We start from the raw sequence: 19,326 nt of genomic DNA, 5'->3' as shown, positions 1-19,326 counted from the left end.
AATCAGTGCTTCACAATATACATTGTGCGACTGTATGCGACATCTTCCGGGTTAGTAATCGGGTACCCTTTCAGCCACGGTTTAATTAACCGCCCGTTGGTATACTGATAAATTGGCGCAATAGGTGCCTGTTCCATCAGAATTTTCTCTGCCGTATTATAATCCGAATTTCGCGCCTTCTCGGTATTTTCCAACGTAGCCTGAGTTAAAACTTTATCGTATGCCGGATTATTAAAGCGGGAGATATTGCCCGTATGGGTCGATGTTAATAACGACAGGAACGTAGAAGGCTCATTGTAGTCCCCCACCCAGGAAGCGCGGATCACATCAAAATTGCCGGTATTACGGCTGTCGATATAGGTTTTCCACTCCTGATTCTGCAGTTTTACGTCAACGCCGAGATTCTTCTTCCACATAGAAGCCACAGCGATAGCAATCTTTTGGTGGTTTTCAGAGGTGTTGTACAGCAGCGTCAGTTTCAGCGGCTTCTGCGGACCATAGCCTGCTGCACGCAACAACGTTTTCGCCTGAGCATTCAACTCTTCCTGGCTCATTTGCTCAAACGGCGAAGGTTCAGGTACAAATCCTGCCGTAACATCCGGCGTAAAATGCCATGCGGGCTTCTCGCCGGTACCCAATACTTTCTCCGCCATCAAACGACGATCGATCGTCATGCTGAGCGCCAGACGCACGCGGGAATCAGCAGTCGGTCCCTTCTGGGTATTGAAGGCATAATAGTAAGTGCCAAGCTGAGGCGGGGTATAAACCTGGCCCGGAATATCCTTCAACAGTTTCTGATACATGTTTTTCGGAAAGGATTCAGTGATATCAATATCACCCGCAAGGTAGCGCTTGGTGGCTGCCGATTCCTGATTAATGGGCAGGAAGGTAACTTTCTGCAGAACCGTTTTGCCGTTGTCCCAGTAATGCGTATTCGGTACAACGACCAGTTTTTCATTTACGACGCGATCTTTGAGCACATAGGCGCCGTTACCAATCAAATTCCCCGGTTTGGTCCACTCTTTGCCGCTTTCGACGTTGGCTTTTTGTACCGGATAAAATGCAAAACTTGCCGTCAGGTTGGCAAACCAGGGGAGCGGTTTATCCAGCTGAACTTTCAATGTACGCGCATCGACTGCGCTAACGCCAAGCTTATCAGGCGTTGCTTTGCCATCGATGATCGCCTGAGCATTGCTAATACCCGCCAGCGCAGCAAACCACGCAAACGGTGATAGTGTTTTGGGATCAACCAGACGCTGCCAGCTGTAGACAAAATCCTGCGCCGTTACCGGTGTACCATCGGACCATTGCGCGTTGTCGCGTAGCGTAAACGTCCAGATGCGGTTATCGTTACTTTTCCACTGGGTGGCGACGCCAGGAACAATTTCTCCCTTCTCATTCTGATTGACCAACCCTTCAAATAAATCACGAATAACCTGAATTTCAGGAAGTCCGACGGCCTTTGCCGGATCAAGTGACGCCGGTTCATCTTTTATATGCCGCACCAGTTCTTGTTTCTCTGCCAGTACCGTTCCGCTGGGAACATCAGCAGCCCAGGATAAGGAAATGCTGCTAACCAACAGCGCACAACAGGTTACTGAAACAGAATGCTGCATAAAATACCCTCAATTCCGGCTACTAAGTGAATGTGTAATTATTTGTATCGCCAGCAGGAAATGCAATTAACTTCCGACAAGAAAGTGATATTACACCTGAAAAGATAAGCGTGTGAAAACGATTTGATTATCCATACATTTTGCACAACACTGCGAGTAACTATTCGAGCATTCAGAGATGACTATGACCGCTACCCGTCCCCGTGCCGAGCGCGGCGCATTTCCGCCAGGAACCGAACATTACGGACGTTCATCGTTAGGCGCACCGCTAATCTGGTTTCCTGCGCTGGCAGCCGATCGTGAAAGCGGCCTGATACTGGCAGGTACACACGGTGATGAAAACTCATCGGTCGTCACCCTTTCCTGCGCATTGCGTACGCTTAACCCTTCCCTGCGTCGTCATCATGTTGTGCTGGCGGTGAACCCCGACGGTTGCCAGCTTGGGCTACGCGCAAATGCTAACGGCGTAGATCTTAACCGTAACTTTCCTGCCGCAAACTGGAAAGCGGGTGAAACGGTGTATCGCTGGAACAGTAGCGCAGAAGAACGCGACGTGGTATTGCTGACTGGCGAGCATCCGGGGTCAGAACCAGAAACCCAGGCGCTGTGTCAGCTTATTCACCGGATTCATCCCGCCTGGGTGGTGTCTTTCCACGATCCGCTGGCCTGTATTGAAGATCCCAGACGCAGCGAATTGGGCGCGTGGCTGGCGCAGTCATTTGAGTTGCCCCTGGTTACCAGCGTAGGTTATGAAACGCCCGGCTCTTTTGGTAGCTGGTGTGCCGACCTGAACTTGCACTGTATCACCGCCGAATTCCCGCCCATTTCATCCGATGAAGCGAGCGAGAAATACTTGCTGGCCATGTCCAATCTCCTGCGTTGGCACCCTAGAGATGAAGCTGTCCGGTCGTAAAATGCAGGGCTGGCTCCGCATCACTGGCAAGCCAGGTAGGTCCATCGAGATCGGCAAAACTGACCTGCGGCGTGAGGGGTAACGCCGCACCAATCGCCCGGGATGTACACAACATGCAGCCCAGCATCAGCGCAAATCCTTGTTCGCGAGCATCAACGGCCAGCGCCAGCGCTTCGGTCAGGCCACCCGTTTTATCCAGTTTGATATTGACCATTTCATAGCGCCCGTGCAGCGCTTTCAGGCTGCTGCGGGTGTGGCAACTTTCATCTGCGCAGATCGGTAGCGGATGCACAAAATTCTCCAGCGCGGCATCATCCTGCGCCGGGAGCGGTTGTTCCAGCATCGCAACCCCTAAATCAGCCAGAAGCTGACAGCGCGCGGCCAGCCCCTCTGCCCGCCAGGATTCGTTGGCGTCGACAATAATCGTGGCATCAGGCACAGCCGCACGAATGGCAACCATCCGTTCGCTGATTAAACGCTCATCCAGTTTGACTTTCAGCAGTCTCGCCCCCTTCTCCCACAGTGCTGCCGCGCTCGCCGCCATCTGTTCCGGCGTACCAATCACCACCGTTTGCGCTGTCGTCACCACCTCCGCCAATTCGCAACCCACCAGTTCAGCCAGAGACTGCTGCTGTTGACGCGCACTCAGATCCCACAACGCACAGTCCACGGCGTTACGCGCCGCTCCCGCTGGCAATAGCTTTTGCAGTTCTTCGCGCGTCAGTCCATTTTCCAGTTGTGGCGCAATACTCATAATTTGCGCCAGCACTGAGGCATCGCTTTCACCGTAGCGCGGATAAGGCGTACACTCTCCGATGCCTGCGACGCCATTTTCTTCTACTTCGACAACCACCACATGCGCTTCGGTTCTGCTCCCACGGGCAATAACAAAGGGAGTGTGCAGCGGCCAGGCTTCCTCATATACCTTTACTGTTCTCATTCGTTTTCCTTAGTGCAGTCCCTGAAGCGGATATCCGCAAATAGCGTTTGCCGTGTTAACTGCTGATGGCATAAACTAGCCTCGACGTTAACCATATGTAAACAGGAAGATAACCATGTCACAAACCGTTCATTTCCAGGGCAACCCGGTTGCAGTCGCTGGCTCCATTCCTCAGGCAGGAAGCAAAGCTCAGGCTTTTACCCTTGTGGCTAAAGATCTGTCTGACGTTACGCTGGGCCAGTTTGCAGGCAAGCGCAAAGTACTGAATATTTTCCCAAGCATCGATACCGGCGTTTGCGCGGCATCGGTACGTAAGTTTAACCAACTGGCGACAGAAATCGACAATACCGTCGTACTGTGCATTTCAGCCGACCTGCCATTTGCCCACTCACGTTTTTGCGGTGCGGAAGGTCTGAGCAACGTTATCACGCTGTCCACCCTGCGCAATGCAGAATTCCTGAAAAACTACGGCGTTGAAATCGCTGAAGGCCCGCTGAAAGGCCTGGCCGCTCGTGCTGTGGTCGTTATCGATGAGAATGACAACGTCGTTTTCAGCCAGTTAGTTAATGAAATCACCAACGAGCCGGACTATGATGCGGCGCTGGACGTGCTGAAAGCTTAAAAGCACTTAGCATTCTATACAACACATTCTCAACCTCGCTACGGCGAGGTTTTTTTATACTTTTACTGAACAGCTATGCCTACCCCGTCACGATTGAGTGCGAACAGAAGCAAGTTCAGCAATTACAGCCTGGCGCCAGCGCGTAGTTTGATCTGACCTATACCCTAAATAATTCGAGTTACAGGAAGGCGGCGACGCAGAGAATCCTCAGGAGCTAACTCAAGTAAGTGACTGGTGTGAGCGAGGAAAGTCAACGCGCATGCAACCTGAAGTATGACAGGTATATAGCCTTGCTTCACAGTCTGCAGCAGGTGAAAGGCGTTGAAAGCAGAATTGCTTTGATTCGGGTAGAGGCAAAGGTCACGGTTGATACCATACCTCTGGCGAAGGAATACGTTGTTGACGGCAAGATTTATTAACAATTAAGCCGTAACATTACTGTTACGGCTTTTGAAGGTGAGGACTTTTTAACTTACCTGGACGCTTTTAACATCTCATCCGTTAAGGTAATCGAATCCAGTACGGTAAAGATTTTTGCACTTTCACTACTGCCATCGGCGGTAGCCGCATAAACTTTATCACCCGCTTTCAGTTTATTTACAGAAATAACCTCAGAAGGGGACCAGTATGCATTCGTCGGCTGCGAATTCATCACCGTGTAACAAACTTTGCCGTTCTTCTTGACACTCCCCTTGAACCAGGAACCACAAAAATTGGTGGTCGTTTTTCCTTTCGCGTCGGTTGAATCGTAATAAAAGTTAACGTACTGATACGTAGCCATCATTGCCATAGATGAATTGATCGTATAGGACAACGAACCATTTTTAACTGACGTCTCTGACGATGCAATTTGCGAAGGGCTACCCGTACTCACATCTTCAAGTGTGTACTGATAAGTTAACACAACGTTACCTTTCTCATCGGTAACTGCAACGTTATGCCCTTCAGTAACGTTTCCAGACAATATGGATAACTTAACCGTGGAATAACCATTACCTGAATCGGTTATCGTTACCTGGTCGTTCCCTTTGTTGCCATATTTACCAAAATAGTACGGCTCACCAACGGCATCACGATTCCAACCATCGTGTTGTAATGTAACGGTATACTCTCCACTCTTAATACTGGCGGTATTTTGCGTCCATTTTAATTGCGGATTATTATTTGTCGATTTGTCTACATTGATGTCTTTTATTTCCGTCTCTGCCGGCGTCTCATCGCTATGGGTAAACGGCGCAAACACTTCGCTGAAGGCGTATTTCGCTGCCTGGGATTCCGTTAAACCACTGTGTTCCGGTGATACCTGACCGGCAACGCCCGGCTGATCACGCATCATCGACCACATGCCAATCATGCCCATATCGCGATCTTTGGCATCGTCCATCACCAGGTTCGCATCCGACAGATAGAACACTTCGCCCTGCACGTCGTTGTAGCCGTTCATCGGCGTAACGCCCATCATGGCGTTGATCTCAGCATCGCTCTTGTCAGTAAAGATCTGCTTCAGTTGGCTGAACAGGTTTTCAATGGCTGAGGTTGCACATTTGCCATGAATATCCTGCCCTTCCTTACCGTCGGACTGACAGATACTGCTTCCGTAGTCCATCGCCATCACGTTCACACCAGCCAGATTAACCCCTTTGGCCTTTGCATCGTTCAACACATACAAACCGTCATCGGTCAGACCGGTCGGCAGAATGGGCAACGTGTACCAGATCCCCACGCTACGATTTTCCGTTTTCCACTGATCCTGCGCAGCCTTAACGGCTTCGTTACGGCGGTTAATGGAGGCATGGTCAGCAACCCAGGTGCCTTCGATGTCGAAGTCCAGCACGTTCAGATTAAGGTTTTCAACGATGTCATAATAGTGCTGTTGCAGTTGTGATACGTCGGTACAGGCTGCCGCCAATGGTGAGTTGTTGGCACCGCCGATAGAGACCATGACATCTCCGCCTGCTTCACGTAGCGCTTTGATCTTGCTGTACTGCGTGTAATCGTTGACGTTGTACGCCGTGCCCCACGTTGGCAGGCAGGTATCAGCATCCTTCGCCACCACAAAGGCCATGGTGAAGTGGGTCACACCCTGGTTTTTGGCCAGACTGGCAAGGTCAGGTAGCGAGTTCAGAGTATAGTCGACATACGGCGCGTAGACATGCGCTGGCCACGGTGCTGAAGGCGTTCCGACCATCGCTTTAGTGCCGGACCAGTCAATATAAATTTTCCACGGGTTGGTATCGGCTGGCGTGACTTTCTGGACTTTAGCCTGGGAGACATAATTGTCTCCGTTATAACGAATTAATGTACCGCTTTCATATAGCGTCGATGAATTAAACTCAGGTGCGTTATTTAATTGATCTGTCGTATAGGTTACGACGGCGCCTAACGGCTTCCATGGACGGCCATTCGTGCCAGACGGGTTCTGATTCTCGGGCAGCGAAGGATCATCACCAAGGGTATAAAACAGAGCCTCATACTCCTGGCCGTCCTTCTGAACTTTATCGCCTTTGTTGTAGGTTGTGGTTGCTGTCCACTGCGCGACTTCCGCATACACTTCCCACGGATTGGCTGCACCCGGCGTGAAGCCGTATGCGCTCTGTGCGGTAGACGTCTGCCAGGTCGCATTGTTGTAAGTGACAATATCATTGGCATTGTAGGCATTTGCGCTATTGTAGTCTGGATAGGTTACCGTACCTCCGCCAGTATCGCACGTTGTCGGGTTGCCATATTCCGCAATTTCCGCTGAAGTTGCATCACGTTCAAAACGCCACGGGTTATTTGGGTCCTCATCAGTGGCATTCCCCGGGCAGTCCGAAGCCCCCACCCACCAGGCATTAGTATAGACACCGCTATTGTAAATAACTTCGTAAGGACCTGTTCCTTCTTGCCCGTTCCAGGCTTCAAGAGCAAATACAGGAGCAGCCGCGCATAATACGCCCATCCCAATCATTGCTTTGGTAAATATATTAAGTTTCATAATCATCCCTTATTAATAATTGCATTATTCAAAATGCCATTAATTGTAAAAGGAATAATGAATTAGCGAAATAAACTACCGCGAAAAGGGTAACTAATTAAGAATGAGGGATACTGGTCGCACCAGAATTCATATTAAATATGATTAATAAAATTCATTATATATATCTAAAATAATGCGAGTGTATGAAGGCAACAAGTGAGTGTATTTCCAGGAACATAGAAACTATGTGACTGAGGTGAACGAACCTAGTTAACGTACATGTAGCCTGAAAACAAATAAAATATTGCCAACCCCGATAACAGAGTTGGCAACCGTATTCTATTCTTCGCTTTTTTTCTGCTGGCTCAGGCCATACTCGCGCAGTTTATTGGCTATTGCGGTATGGGAAACGCCAAGCCTTTTCGCCAGTTTACGCGTGCTGGGATAGTTCATATACAGCTGCGTCAGCACCGAGCGTTCAAAGCGGCTGGTAATTTCATCCAGCGAGCCTTCCATCACATCTTCTCCGACCGCAACCGTTGCCGCATCGTAATCCGGCAATAGAATATCCTGTGGCCGCAGCTCATACCCCTCCAACTGGGTCAACGCCCGATAGATGGCATTTTTAAGCTGGCGCACGTTACCCGGCCAGCCGTAGCGGGTTAATACCGTGCTGAGATCGGCGGATAATTTCGGGCGTGGTACGCCCTGTTCGTCGGCAAAACGCGCCACAAACAGTTCGGTAAGCGGCATGATATCTTGCGGACAATCGCGCAGCGGCGGCAGGTTGAGGGTCAGCACATTCAGACGATAATACAGATCTTCACGGAACAGTCCTTTCTGCACCAGCTCCACCAGGTTCTTTTGCGTGGCGCAAATCACACGTACATCGACATGGACTTCATGATCTTCGCCAACCCGGCGGAAGGTCCCGTCATTGAGGAAACGCAACAATTTGGTCTGCATGCTCGGCGACATTTCGCCAATCTCATCCAGCAACACCGAGCCGCCGTTAGCCTGCTCGAAGAACCCTTTTTTACCTTCCCCTGCGTGACCAAACAGCTCGCTTTCGACCGCGTCTTCAGGGATCGACGCACAGTTCAGCGCCAGATACGGCTTCGCCGCGCGCGGGCTCGCCAGATGACAGGCGTGGGCAAAGAGATCCTTACCCGTACCGGTATTACCGGTGATTAGCAGCGGTGCGCTAAGCGTCGCCAACTTACGGGCCTGTTCTACGACATGCTTCATTTTGGCGCTGACGGCAATAATCTGGCTAAACGCGCTCAGATCCTGCGTGGTCATATTTTGCAGCTGACGCCCCATCCGGATGGTGGAACGCAGCATAACGACGGCTCCCGTCAGCATTTGCTCCTGATTTTCACCCTGCAAGTGAACTGGCGTAATTTCCATCAGGAAATTCTGTCCGTTAATCACGACATGCTCGCTATGTGAATCCTGCGGATTGCTTTCGAGCCAGCGCTGGAAGTTAAAACCATTGATTAACTGGGCGGCAGTATGATTACGCATCCGCTCCTGAGAGTGAGCAAAAAGCTGACAGCTCGCAGGGTTCGCCATCTCAATTTTGCTTTTCATATCCAGAGAAAGAACGGGTTCAGGCAATGCCTCGAGCAGGGCACTCAACGCCAGATGTTCCCGTTCGGAAGGCATCCAGGGGACGGTACGTACATCCGTAACCCCTGAAATACGGCGGATTTCAGCCATCAGACTACTGAAGTTGGTGAACTCCAGTTCCGCAAAATTAAGGTAAATACGCCCGATGGGGTCAATCTCGATACCGCGTAAATCAATGCTTCTCAGCACCAGTAAATCGAGCAATTCGCGGGTCAGACCAAGTCGGTCTTCACAAAAGACTTCCAAACGCATAGGAACCTTCACCTGGACAAGGGATTATGTGTTAAATGATAAGACAGTATTTGGTTTGCAGGAAGAACTCTGTCAACAAATATTGACAGCACGCCGGAAAATAGGGGGCCGCGGCGTAAAGTTATACGATCGGCACCCTCTTCTGGCTAACTTTCACGCGGAGACTTGTTCTTTTGTAAGGTCTCTTTGACCTGACCAATCAACTGGCGGCGAAAATCCCCAAGGCGTGGTTTATCGTCATCGATCCACGGGAGCGGACGGCAGAGTTCCATCGCTTTAATACCCAGACGCGCCGTTAACAGCCCGGCACCAATACCCTGCGCAGCACGTGTTGATAAGCGCGCAGCCAGATCTTGCGACATCCAGTCCATTCCCACTTCCCGTACCAGTTCGCTGGCGCCGGCAAAAGCGATATTCAGCAACACCAGCCGGAACAGACGCAGACGGCTGTAATACCCTAGCTCAATGCCGTACAGCGAGGCGATGCGATTAATCAGGCGCAGATTGCGCCAGGCGATAAATGCCATGTCCACCAGCGCCAGCGGGCTGACGGCAATCATCAGCGTGGACTCCGCCGCAGAACGGCTAATTTCGCGTCGCGCCTGCGCGTCCAGCACAGGTTGCACAAGATGGGCATACAGGCTGACAACTTCACGATCGTTTTGCGTTTCGTGGATAGAGGCATACCAGCGCTGTAAAGCCGGATGCGACTGATCGATACCCGCCTGCTGCGCCAGCTTTTCACAAAATGCGCGACCTTTTCCTGTTCCGTGGCTATGAAGCAGGTCTCGCGCTTCATCACGTTCATGCGCTCGCTGGCGCAAACGCCACAACCTGCGCCACTCGGTCACCACCGACCCCACGCCCGCGCCGACGATCAGCGCGCCCGCGGCGCACCCTCCCAGCGCGATCCAATCCTGGGTCTGCCAGGCGTTCATGGTCCACTGCACGCCCTGTGCGACAACGCTCACGCCGAACAGCGCCAGTCCGCCCATCACCATTTTGCGCCACAAACTGCGTTTAGGACGCAAGGCAGCATCAATCACCGCTTCTGCCTGACCTTCGTCTTCCAGAGGCTCATCCAGTGTCGCCGGAGCAAAGGTCTGCGCTTCCGTTTCATTGAACATTTGCTGCGCTTTAAACGCCGGGTTTTGTTCCACGTCCAGCGGACCTGAGAAATCGATACGCGGTTTTAACGGCTCGCTCATCGCAATTTATCTCCTATTAAAAACTCCAGCGCGGCATCAAGACGGATATGCGGTAAGGGTTTATCAACATCCATCACCTGCGGGCGAAATGCTTCAAACTGAAATCCCTGGCTGTCCCAAAACGCTTGCCCTGGCAGCCGCGCGGGCACTTCGCCGGGATAGACGGTCAGCGGTTCGCCATCGCTCAGGCGATTGCCACGCAGCGCCGGGATCTTTTCGCCTTTCACATCAATCAGGCCGCTGGTGGTTGCCTGTACCGATGCCAGGCCCAGGCAATCCATGCTAATACCTTCGAACGCGGCGTTTTGCCAGGCATCCTGAATCAGTTGCTGGAGCAACGACACCATATTGGCGTGCTGATCGACCGTGACATGGTCAGCTTTGGTGGCGGCAAACAGCAGTTTGTCGATCACCGGAGAGAACAGCCGACGAAACAGCGTACGCTGCCCGTAATGGAAGCTTTGCATCAATTGGGTCAGCGCCAGACGCATATCATTGAACGCCTGTGGCCCGCTGTTGAGCGGTTGCAGGCAATCCACCAGTACAATCTGGCGATCAAAACGCAGGAAGTGATTCTTATAAAAACCCTTCACAACCTTTTCGCAATAGTAATTAAACCGCTCGCGCAACATGCCTGCGTTGGTGTGTTTGTCCGCCTGCGCCAGCTTAGATTCGCCATATTCTTCCACATCCGGCCACGGGAAGAATTGCAGCGCAGGCGCACCCGCCATATCTCCCGGCAGGACAAAGCGTCCTGGCTGAATAAAATGCAGCCCCTGCTGTTTACACTGATGCAAATACTCCGTCCACGCGGCGGCGATTTCCGCCAGACGGTTTTCATCGGCAGGCGCTAACGGATCTAATCCTTGACTGAGCTGTCGCCATCTGGTCGACCATTCGCCCCGCTGACCTTGTAATAATCCGGTCATTTGCCGCGACCAGCTCAGGTAATCCTGCGCCAGCATCGGTAGATCGAGCAGCCACTCGCCAGGATAATCAACGATCTCCAGATACAGCGTGGAAGTGTCTTTGAAGTGGCGCAGCAAAGAGTCATTGGACTTATAGCGCAGGGCCAGGCGAATCTCACTCACCCCGCGCGTTGGTGTCGGCCAGGCTGGCGGAGAACCATACAGCTGAGCCAGTCCCTCATCATAGGTAAAGCGCGGAATGCCAAAATCACGTTGAGGAACCCGTTTAACGCCGAGCAGACGCTCTTCGCGCACGCAGCTGAGCAACGGCAGGCGTGCACCGGCATGAATATTGAGTAACTGGTTTACCATTGCGGTGATAAACGCCGTCTTACCGCTACGGCTAAGCCCGGTGACAGCCAGGCGCAAATGCCGATCTACGCCGCGATTAACCAGCGAATTGAGTTCATTTTTAAGTCGCTTCATCGCCATCCCGTTATGCTGAAGGAACCGAAGAAATTATAACAAACAGGAAGTAAAGATTGGGGTCAATTCTTATTTATCAACTACCTGAGCGGTGTCAGACGGCATTATTCCTGCCGCCTGTTACAGAAGATATACGGATGGTTTAGTTATTCTCTACTTTTGGCAGCGCAATCTGGTTGATCCCACCTTCATTCGTCACCTGCGTGTAGCCCATTTCAACAAGCATATCCTTCGCCTGTCCCGATTGACGCCCGGAGTTGCAATACAACTTCACGGTGTCGGTCTTATCAGGCACTTCTGTTGCGATACGCGCCTTCATCTCTTTTAACGGAATATTGACGGCCCCCTGAATATGCTGCTGTTGGTATTGCTCAGGAACACGAACATCAATCCAGTGTTCTGCAGCATAAACCGGCATGCCAATGACCAGTGCCAACGCTAATACGCCTTTTTTAAACATAATATCTTCCTGATCGAGAGTGGGATTTCACTACAACACTATACGCCAGTTCTTAAGAAAATATTGCGACTGCATTATCATCGTACACACCAGCAGATCGCATTGTTCTTCAGGTAACACATTGTGCGGTGTGTCTTTTGATTTTTCTGTCAGCATTCTGTGATTGTTGTCATTCGGCATTGAACTCCATAATATGTCCGCCATTGACTCTCGGACGGAGCTTGGGATCTATGTCTCCTACCATTTATGATATTGCACGAGCCGCTGGCGTATCAAAATCCACGGTATCGCGCGTGCTGAATAAGCAAACCAACATCTCGCCGGAAGCGCTGGAAAAAGTGCTGCGCGCTATTGATGAGTTACAGTATCAGCCCAATAAACTGGCTCGGGCGCTCACCTCTTCCGGCTTTGACGCAATAATGGTGATATCAACCCGTTCTGCCAAAACAACCGCCGGTAATCCCTTTTTCTCTGAAGTGCTGCATGCTATTACGGCCAAAGCCGAAGAAGTTGGTTTTGATGTCATATTACAGACGTCGCGAAGCACCGAAGATGATTTACAAAAATGTGAGAGTAAAATTAAGCAAAAATTGATCAAAGGCATCATTATGCTGAGTTCTCCCGCTGATGAATCTTTTTTTGCAAGACTGGATAAATACAACGTTCCGGTCGTGGTTATTGGTAAAGTGGAAGGTGAGTACGCCAATGTCTATTCTGTAGACACTGATAACTATCGCGACAGCATTACATTGACAAATGCGCTTATTGAGAGCGGCCACAGTAATATTGCCTGTTTACATGCCCCGCTTGACGTTCATGTTTCCATTGATCGCGTCAATGGGTATAAAGCCAGCCTTCAGGAACATAACATTCAAATACGCGATGAGTGGATTATTGATGGGGGTTATACACATGAAACAGCCCTGCTCGCTTCGCGGAAATTACTGAGTCAACAACCGTTACCCGACGCAGTATTTGCCACCGACAGTTTAAAATTAATGAGTTTATATCGCGTGGCGGCTGAGAAAAATATCGCCATTCCGCAACAGCTTGCCGTTGTAGGCTACAGTAATGAACTGCTGTCATTTATGCTGACACCCGTACCGGGAGGCATTGATGTCCCAACTCAGCAGCTCGGCGAACAAAGCTGTAATTTATTATTTAATCTGATTGCCGGTGAGAAAGGATTGCAGAACATCACCGTGAGCACGCAAATATCGTTAGCCGACTCACTGGTGTAAAAACAGGGGCATAACAATGCCCCTGCACATTTTAGAATGCGTAATTCACACCAATACCCGCATAATGGAATCTGTCGCTTTCACCTTCGTCATGATCTTCCCATTCATAGGCATATTCCAGGGTCATTGATAAACCATTCTGGAAATCATAGGCATACAGTAAACCAAGGCGATTGAAATCATGCCCTTCGCGTTCCGGATCATCCTGCCAGTCCCAGTTTGACCAACGATCAAGGCCAATACGGGTGTACGGCGTCAGGGTGGTATTGCCGAAAGATAACGGTAAGTAAGCACGAATTTCCTGGGTTGAGAACTCACCATTATTACGCGAGTCCGCCAGATTAAAGCCGCGCTCGAGATAATAGTTGACCGTTAAGCCCACCGTTTCGTTGAAGGTATAATTCAGACCGGTTTCGCTTTCAACGCGACTATCGGAGTAACCTGTGGTACTCAAGTCATTGACGAATTGATACATCGCCAACCAGCCGCTAAAACGCAAATCGTCAGTAAGTTTAATATCCCAGTCCGGCTGAATTTTCCAGCGCTGCATATTGGCAGTGTCTTTTCCTGGTTCATTAACATAGTGATAGCCGTAATTACGGAAACCACCGGTCAATCCGAAATTAACATCCTCGCTTTCGAGGAATTGATAGCGAACTTCCAGTTCCGGGCGATCAAACCAGGTACCGCGTTTACCCTCGCTGTAATCAACCGGGCCTTCCTGATAATAGGCCAGAGATATTTTCCATGGCCCATTGGACGCATTAAAATAGACAGACGGCTCAGCCAGTCCATCCATATCTTCGCCCTGACCTTCAACGTTTTCTATTTCGTACATGGCACCGATATTAAAGTGCCAGTCATTCTTTTCAGCGGCCTGCGCGCAGGCCACTCCTGCGCTCATCATCAGCGCAGTAGCGGACAGTAGGGTTTTCATTATTATTCCTTGTTAAAATACTCGCAAAAATGCCCCAAGGTTTGGGGGGTTACCCCCCCGGAATTTTATTGAATAGCCACTTCAGTTTCAGCATCAAAGAAATGGCATTTCGCCATATCAAAATGAATAGTGATATTTTCTCCTGCGTGATAATCATTCACTGCCCCGGCACGGACCACCAACTCATGCCCCCCAATAACGGTATAAAGCATAAACTCAGCGCCAGTTAGTTCTGCCACACTAATTTTTGCCGATACATTATTTTCATTATTAAGCTGCGGATGTATATCTTCAGGACGAATACCCAGTATAACGGCCTGATGCTCATAACCCTGCGCTTTTAACTGTGCTAATTTATTCTCGGGAATGGTTAACTTCAGCGTTTCGGTAACAAATTTATTACCATCAATCGCGCCACGAATAAAATTCATGGCCGGTGAACCAATAAATCCGGCGACGAACATATTTGCCGGGTGGTTATAAACCGTTTTAGGTGCACCAACCTGTTGAACAATGCCATCCTTCATAATCACAATACGCGTTGCCATCGTCATGGCTTCGGTTTGATCATGGGTAACATATATCATGGTGGTATTCAGTTTCTGATGCAGTTTGCTAATTTCTGCCCGCATCTGCACGCGAAGTTTGGCATCGAGATTCGATAAAGGCTCATCCATCAGGAAGACCCCAGCCTCACGAACAATCGCACGTCCCAGCGCCACGCGCTGACGCTGACCGCCAGATAACGCGCCAGGTTTACGCTGCAGATAATCGCGCAGGCCAAGGATTTGCGCCGCCCAGTTCACGCGCTCCTCAATCACTGCCGGAGCAATTTTCTGCATCTTCAGGCCAAACGCCATATTGTCATAGACGGTCATGTGCGGGTACAACGCGTAGTTCTGAAAAACCATCGCAATATTGCGCGATTTCGCCGGCACATCATTCATCCGTTTACCGTCAATCAGCAGATCGCCGCCGCTGATCTCTTCCAGACCGGCGATCATGCGCAACGTCGTTGACTTCCCGCAACCGGAAGGCCCAACAAAAACAATAAACTCTTTGTCTTCGATTTCCAGATTGAAGTCTTTAACGACGTGGACCTGGTTGTCGTAAATTTTTTGAATATGCTGCAACGAAAGCTGTGCCATGTTGAATCCTTTACTTGTCGTGTTGCCAGAAAGCCGATAAGCACGGCCACGTCAAAAATTCGGTTGAAGGAAGCTGCAAGCTTGCCCCGTTCAGCTCCGTACCGATGCCAACGGAGAGCATGCCGCAGGCGTTGATCGCATCAACGCCCGCTTGTGCATCTTCTATGCCAATGCACTGCTGCGGATCAACGCCAAGCCCCGCACAGGCCGCCAGAAATATCTCTGGATCCGGTTTTGAATGGGTAATCAGCGCTGCATCCGCACAAAAGTCAAAACAAGCGCTAAGATCAAGCGCCTGTAAAATAGTGGGCGCATTGAGCGACACTGAGGCCAGCCCAACCGGAATCCGCTCTTCCCGTAACGTCATTAACAACTCGCTAATCCCAGGCAATACTGAGTCGACCGTTAACTGGCGCAAAGAATGGACGTACAGCCGGTTCTTTCTCTCAGCCAATTGTGCGCAAGTCTCGGGAGTAAACTCCCCCGCCTTCCCGCCGTGGTGCAAAATACGCTGCAGTGATTCGCTGCGACTAATCCCTTTCAGGCTGTCATTAAATGCTTCGTCGATCGCAATCCCTACTTCGCTGGCTACCTGCCGCCATGCCAGAAAATGCAAATGTGCGGTATCGGTAATCACGCCGTCCAAATCAAAAATGATGGCCTGTGGTTTGAGTATCATTCATCATCCCTTTTCGTGGTAGCGGTCCCATAAATAGACGTAATAACACCGTCATAAGTAATCGCTGACTCCCCCTGGACGGCGATCTTTTCGCCATTAACCCACAAGGTAATACGCTCAGTGGTGCTAATGCGGATTTCAGCTTTATTGATAGTGACCTGCATATCAACCCCCTGCCAACGCAGTGGGAAAGACAAAGTTTGCCAATGGTCAGGTAATACCGGGGTAAAATGTAACTCCCCGTGGCGAACATTCACGCCGGCAAATCCCTGGATTGCGCCCAGCCAGATGGCCCCCGTCGCCGCTGCGTGAATACCGTCATCACAGCTATGTGGATCGTCTCCGAGATCGATAAGCGATCCTTCACGCCAGAAGCGATATCCCTGCTCTGAATCACCACAACGCGCAGCCACAATCCCATGGATAGCCTTACTCAAAGACGAGTCATGAATGGTGCGCGGCTCGTAAAACCGCAGGTTCGCCAGACAGGTTTGCGGGGTAAATTGCTCCGGCAGCATATAGGTCAGCATCACCACATCGGCCTGTTTGAGAATTTGCATCTCATTGACCTCTGCGCGGGAGTAATCGAGCAAAATCGTCTGCTTGCCCGCTTTCGCTTTGTAACTGGACAGATCGATAACCGGTTTGCTCAGGAAGGTGTCATCCTGAGGTAACACACCATCGGACAACGCTTCCGGACGCCAGATATGGCGTAAAAAATGCTCAGCACGATGAATAAAGATCTCATCGTTACAGCCCAGGCGACGCGCAAAATCCAACGCCTGCTCCACGTTGTACCAGGCCATGTAGTTGGTGAACGCATTATTGTTTACATGCTCGGTGTATTCATCCGGGCCAATAACATCGTGGATCTCTAAACGGTCATTAACCATAACGGCTCTGCTGATCCAGAACTTTGCTGTTTCCAGAAGCAGCGTTATACCTTCACGGGACATAAAGTTCATATCACCGGTGGCATGCCAGTAATTGATCACCGCCCAGGCAATATCCGCCACGAGATGATGCTCAGCCTGTGCGGAGGCCACTTTCTGCCGCAGCCCGGTACGAATGTTGATCGCCGCGAATTCAGGCGTCTCTTCCTCACCGCTGCGCGCGCTCTCCCAGGGAAACAGCGCCCCCTGCCAACCGTTGCGGCGGGCTTTCTCACGCGCGCCCGACAAATTATGCCAGCGGTAACGCAATAAACTTCTTGCGGTTTTCGGCTCGGTGAAGAGATGGAACGGTAACAGAAAGACCTCGGTATCCCAGAAAACGTGGCCTTTATACCCTTCTCCCGTCAGACCTTTCGCCGCAATACTACTGCGCTCATCGTGATCTGGCGTCATTACACGCAAATGATAGAGCGCATAATCCAGCGCTCGCTGATCGCTCATATCATTACTGGTGACCTGAACACGATGGCTTTGCCACCAGGCATGCCAGTTGGCGGTCGATTCCGCCAGCAGCGCGTCATATCCCTGCTGGGCGCACGCTTCCAGATTACGCAGCGACTGGCGTCCCCAGGTTTCCAGCGACAGGCTGCGCTCGCTCGCCCAGTCGATCCAGCTAATTTTCGTCAGCGTAACGCGTTGTCCGGTTTTCGCCTGCACGCTATTGTGTTGTAACAACCGACGTTCTTTCGCGGTGAAGCAGCGCTGCGCCGCACCGTCTACATCGCAAAACGTCGTGATCGCGATATCGTTGCGATTGTCCTGGGTGGTGTAAATGCCTTGCAGAAGATGCTGACCAAATACCCGGACCTGCGTTTCATCCAGATGCTGACGTCCGTGATTGGTGATCGTGGCATCAATCCCGGTTGAGATGCCAATGCAGGCATCACCATCCAATGGGGTAACGGCAACTTCCATAGCAAACAGCGGCAATTTTTGCGCCGAGACAAACCGCCGACTCTCAATGGCAAAACGTGCGCCGCCAGACGCTCGCCAGACCAGGGCACGGCGTAATTCACCGCTGGTAAAATCCAGTTCTCGGTGCCAGCTCTCAATCACGCCGCTGGTTAGCGAGAAAATCTCGCCATTAAGCGTAATCTCCACGCCCACGACATCCGGCAGATTAACCAGTTCATTAATTTCGCCTTTCCCTGCCCGATGATACAGTCCCGCAATATACATGCCGCGAGTCTGTAAAGTGTAGGCTTCTTCATGGCTGGCGCGAATTCCCATATAACCGTTGCCGGTCGTCATGAGTGAAGCGAATTTATTCAGACTGTGTGGGCAAAAAGCCGGTTCGGTTAGCATTACTGGCTTCGTCATAAGTCTACATATGTTCCTGTTTCAGCCGATTCATACAGTGCGGCAACCAGTTGTTGAATAACGACGCCCTGCTCTGCGTCCGCAATAGCGACAGGCTCGCCCTGTACGTGATTTACGAAAGACTCCATGCTGCGAAAGTGACGATTGTCATCGGCTATTTCGCGCTGGAACAGCACATCCAGCGTTCCGTCACGATCGGTATAGACCTGCGCCGGAAATAAAGTCGCCCCGGCAAGATCGCCACAGAAATTGACGTTCATAATCGATTGTTCAGGAATATTCAGCGCGAAAGAGGTCTCAAGGCGCAGGATCCCGCCGTTATGAAATTCGATCGTGCCGAACAGAGAATCCTCAACGGCGTACGTCGCGGGATCCCATTCCCCAAACTGGCCGTTGTTCTTACGCGTACCAATACGTTGATAGCTGTGCGCGTTAACGCGCTTTACCGCCGGGAAGCCCAACACATACATCGCGGCATCAAGCATATGGATACCGATATCAATCAGCGGCCCGCCGCCCTGCAGTTCCTTGTTGGTAAAAACACCCCAGCCGGGTACGCCGCAGCGGCGCAAGGCGCGGACATTAGTGACATAGATTTCACCCAGCACGCCGCTCATTACCTGTTCGCGAAGCAATTGTGTATCCAGTGCGAAACGATGATGAAAATCATAAGCCAGTACCTTCCCCATACGCCGCGCCGTTTGACACATCTCCAGCGCCTCGTCTGGCGTCATAGCCGGGGGCTTTTCGCACATCACATGGCAGCCAGCGTTCAGCGCCAACATGGTGTGTTCATAATGAAAACGATTGGGCGAACAGATGCTGACGATATCTGGCTTCGCCTCGCGTAACATCGTCTGAGGATCGTCCCAAACCTGCGGATTACCGTATTTCTCTGCCAGCACCTGCGCCTGTGACAGGCGGCTGTCACAGACAGCCACCAGTTCCAGATCGTTGCGGGTGCAGTAGTACGAAGCATGAACTTTATCCGCTACCTGCCCGGCGCCGATAATGGCGACACGTAGCGGAGCGCTTGTCAGTGCACTTTTCACGGA

Annotated in this window: 15 protein-coding genes and 1 pseudogene; 4 read left to right on the top strand and 12 right to left on the bottom strand. The window is 51.1% G+C overall.

What is annotated here, in order from left to right; translation table 11 throughout:
- Positions 1-2: 2 nt before the first annotated feature.
- Entirely contained in the window at positions 3-1,616 is a 1,614-nt protein-coding gene (mppA, locus tag FDX04_RS06605; protein ID WP_137370650.1) for a murein tripeptide ABC transporter substrate-binding protein MppA, read from the bottom strand.
- A 184-nt stretch (positions 1,617-1,800) separates the two neighbouring features.
- Here mppA and mpaA point away from each other — a divergent pair, with 184 nt between their 5' ends.
- Complete coding sequence (gene mpaA, locus FDX04_RS06600) at positions 1,801-2,529, top strand: murein tripeptide amidase MpaA (RefSeq protein WP_042308148.1); 729 nt, start codon at positions 1,801-1,803, stop codon at positions 2,527-2,529.
- Here mpaA and ycjG read toward each other — a convergent pair.
- A complete protein-coding gene (ycjG, locus tag FDX04_RS06595) occupies positions 2,504-3,469 on the bottom strand; it encodes an L-Ala-D/L-Glu epimerase (protein WP_137370649.1) in 966 nt (321 codons plus the stop codon). The genes mpaA and ycjG overlap by 26 nt on opposite strands.
- Positions 3,470-3,584: 115 nt before the next feature.
- Here ycjG and tpx point away from each other — a divergent pair, with 115 nt between their 5' ends.
- Together tpx and FDX04_RS24640 are read left to right on the top strand one after the other, a co-directional pair.
- The gene (gene tpx / locus FDX04_RS06590) at positions 3,585-4,091 is read left to right on the top strand and encodes a thiol peroxidase (RefSeq protein WP_042308146.1); all 507 of its coding nucleotides are present in this window, start codon (positions 3,585-3,587) and stop codon (positions 4,089-4,091) included.
- Positions 4,092-4,162: 71 nt separating this feature from the next.
- Positions 4,163-4,234: pseudogene (locus FDX04_RS24640) on the top strand (hypothetical protein); the annotation flags it as partial.
- A 329-nt stretch (positions 4,235-4,563) separates the two neighbouring features.
- Here FDX04_RS24640 and FDX04_RS06585 read toward each other — a convergent pair.
- The 5 genes from FDX04_RS06585 to pspE form a co-directional block, all read right to left on the bottom strand.
- The gene (locus tag FDX04_RS06585) at positions 4,564-7,065 is read right to left on the bottom strand and encodes a lysozyme (protein ID WP_137370648.1); all 2,502 of its coding nucleotides are present in this window, start codon (positions 7,063-7,065) and stop codon (positions 4,564-4,566) included.
- Between the two features lie 321 nt (positions 7,066-7,386).
- The gene (gene tyrR, locus FDX04_RS06580) at positions 7,387-8,931 is read right to left on the bottom strand and encodes a transcriptional regulator TyrR (RefSeq protein ID WP_061381265.1); all 1,545 of its coding nucleotides are present in this window, start codon (positions 8,929-8,931) and stop codon (positions 7,387-7,389) included.
- Positions 8,932-9,077: 146 nt separating this feature from the next.
- On the bottom strand, positions 9,078-10,139 hold the full coding sequence (locus FDX04_RS06575) for a YcjF family protein (protein ID WP_137350273.1): 1,062 nt from the start codon (positions 10,137-10,139) through the stop codon (positions 9,078-9,080).
- Positions 10,136-11,533, bottom strand: a complete 1,398-nt coding sequence (locus FDX04_RS06570; RefSeq protein WP_042308522.1) for a YcjX family protein — start codon at positions 11,531-11,533, stop codon at positions 10,136-10,138. The genes FDX04_RS06575 and FDX04_RS06570 overlap by 4 nt, the downstream gene beginning before the upstream one ends.
- Before the next feature lie 142 nt (positions 11,534-11,675).
- Positions 11,676-11,993 (bottom strand): thiosulfate sulfurtransferase PspE, encoded by a 318-nt coding sequence (pspE, locus tag FDX04_RS06565; protein ID WP_038640891.1) that lies wholly within the window; start codon positions 11,991-11,993, stop codon positions 11,676-11,678.
- Between the two features lie 230 nt (positions 11,994-12,223).
- Between pspE and FDX04_RS06560 the strand changes: the two genes are divergently transcribed.
- Positions 12,224-13,234 carry a LacI family DNA-binding transcriptional regulator gene (locus FDX04_RS06560; protein ID WP_042308138.1) on the top strand — a complete coding sequence of 337 codons (1,011 nt, stop codon included), beginning with the start codon at positions 12,224-12,226 and terminating at the stop codon, positions 13,232-13,234.
- A gap of 31 nt (positions 13,235-13,265) precedes the next feature.
- On the opposite strand, the gene FDX04_RS06555 is transcribed toward FDX04_RS06560, so the two are convergent.
- The 5 genes from FDX04_RS06555 to FDX04_RS06535 all read right to left on the bottom strand — a co-directional run bounded on the left by FDX04_RS06555 (position 13,266) and on the right by FDX04_RS06535 (position 19,323).
- A complete protein-coding gene (locus FDX04_RS06555; RefSeq protein WP_137370647.1) occupies positions 13,266-14,171 on the bottom strand; it encodes an OmpG family monomeric porin in 906 nt (301 codons plus the stop codon).
- Positions 14,172-14,236: 65 nt separating this feature from the next.
- Positions 14,237-15,319: an ABC transporter ATP-binding protein gene (locus tag FDX04_RS06550; protein WP_042308134.1), complete on the bottom strand. Its 1,083-nt coding sequence runs from the start codon at positions 15,317-15,319 to the stop codon at positions 14,237-14,239.
- A gap of 10 nt (positions 15,320-15,329) precedes the next feature.
- Positions 15,330-15,998, bottom strand: coding sequence for a beta-phosphoglucomutase (pgmB, locus tag FDX04_RS06545; protein ID WP_137370646.1), 669 nt, complete (start codon positions 15,996-15,998; stop codon positions 15,330-15,332).
- Entirely contained in the window at positions 15,995-18,271 is a 2,277-nt protein-coding gene (locus tag FDX04_RS06540; RefSeq protein ID WP_137370645.1) for a glycoside hydrolase family 65 protein, read from the bottom strand. Before FDX04_RS06540 ends, pgmB begins: the two co-directional genes overlap by 4 nt.
- Complete coding sequence (locus tag FDX04_RS06535; RefSeq protein ID WP_137370644.1) at positions 18,268-19,323, bottom strand: Gfo/Idh/MocA family protein; 1,056 nt, start codon at positions 19,321-19,323, stop codon at positions 18,268-18,270. Before FDX04_RS06535 ends, FDX04_RS06540 begins: the two co-directional genes overlap by 4 nt.
- Between the last annotated feature and the right edge of the window lie 3 nt (positions 19,324-19,326).

This window comes from Citrobacter sp. wls615 (assembly GCF_005281355.1).
GTDB classification, from domain to species: Bacteria; Pseudomonadota; Gammaproteobacteria; order Enterobacterales; family Enterobacteriaceae; genus Citrobacter; species Citrobacter werkmanii.
Note: the sequence above shows the minus strand (reverse complement) of the source record. Positions and strands in the feature narration are given on the sequence as shown.

Excerpts from the sequence above, each read along its gene's own strand:
- FDX04_RS06555 (WP_137370647.1), bottom strand. The coding sequence starts at position 14,171 with ATGAAAACCCTACTGTCCGCTACTGCGCTGATGATGAGCGCAGGAGTG.
- tyrR (WP_061381265.1), bottom strand. The coding sequence starts at position 8,931 with ATGCGTTTGGAAGTCTTTTGTGAAGACCGACTTGGTCTGACCCGCGAA.
- tpx (WP_042308146.1), top strand. The coding sequence starts at position 3,585 with ATGTCACAAACCGTTCATTTCCAGGGCAACCCGGTTGCAGTCGCTGGC.
- mppA (WP_137370650.1), bottom strand. The coding sequence starts at position 1,616 with ATGCAGCATTCTGTTTCAGTAACCTGTTGTGCGCTGTTGGTTAGCAGC.
- FDX04_RS06560 (WP_042308138.1), top strand. The coding sequence starts at position 12,224 with ATGTCTCCTACCATTTATGATATTGCACGAGCCGCTGGCGTATCAAAA.
- FDX04_RS06570 (WP_042308522.1), bottom strand. The coding sequence starts at position 11,533 with ATGAAGCGACTTAAAAATGAACTCAATTCGCTGGTTAATCGCGGCGTA.
- FDX04_RS06550 (WP_042308134.1), bottom strand. The coding sequence starts at position 15,319 with ATGGCACAGCTTTCGTTGCAGCATATTCAAAAAATTTACGACAACCAG.
- mpaA (WP_042308148.1), top strand. The coding sequence starts at position 1,801 with ATGACCGCTACCCGTCCCCGTGCCGAGCGCGGCGCATTTCCGCCAGGA.
- FDX04_RS06540 (WP_137370645.1), bottom strand. The coding sequence starts at position 18,271 with ATGACGAAGCCAGTAATGCTAACCGAACCGGCTTTTTGCCCACACAGT.
- FDX04_RS06585 (WP_137370648.1), bottom strand. The coding sequence starts at position 7,065 with ATGAAACTTAATATATTTACCAAAGCAATGATTGGGATGGGCGTATTA.
- pgmB (WP_137370646.1), bottom strand. The coding sequence starts at position 15,998 with ATGATACTCAAACCACAGGCCATCATTTTTGATTTGGACGGCGTGATT.
- FDX04_RS06575 (WP_137350273.1), bottom strand. The coding sequence starts at position 10,139 with ATGAGCGAGCCGTTAAAACCGCGTATCGATTTCTCAGGTCCGCTGGAC.
- ycjG (WP_137370649.1), bottom strand. The coding sequence starts at position 3,469 with ATGAGAACAGTAAAGGTATATGAGGAAGCCTGGCCGCTGCACACTCCC.
- pspE (WP_038640891.1), bottom strand. The coding sequence starts at position 11,993 with ATGTTTAAAAAAGGCGTATTAGCGTTGGCACTGGTCATTGGCATGCCG.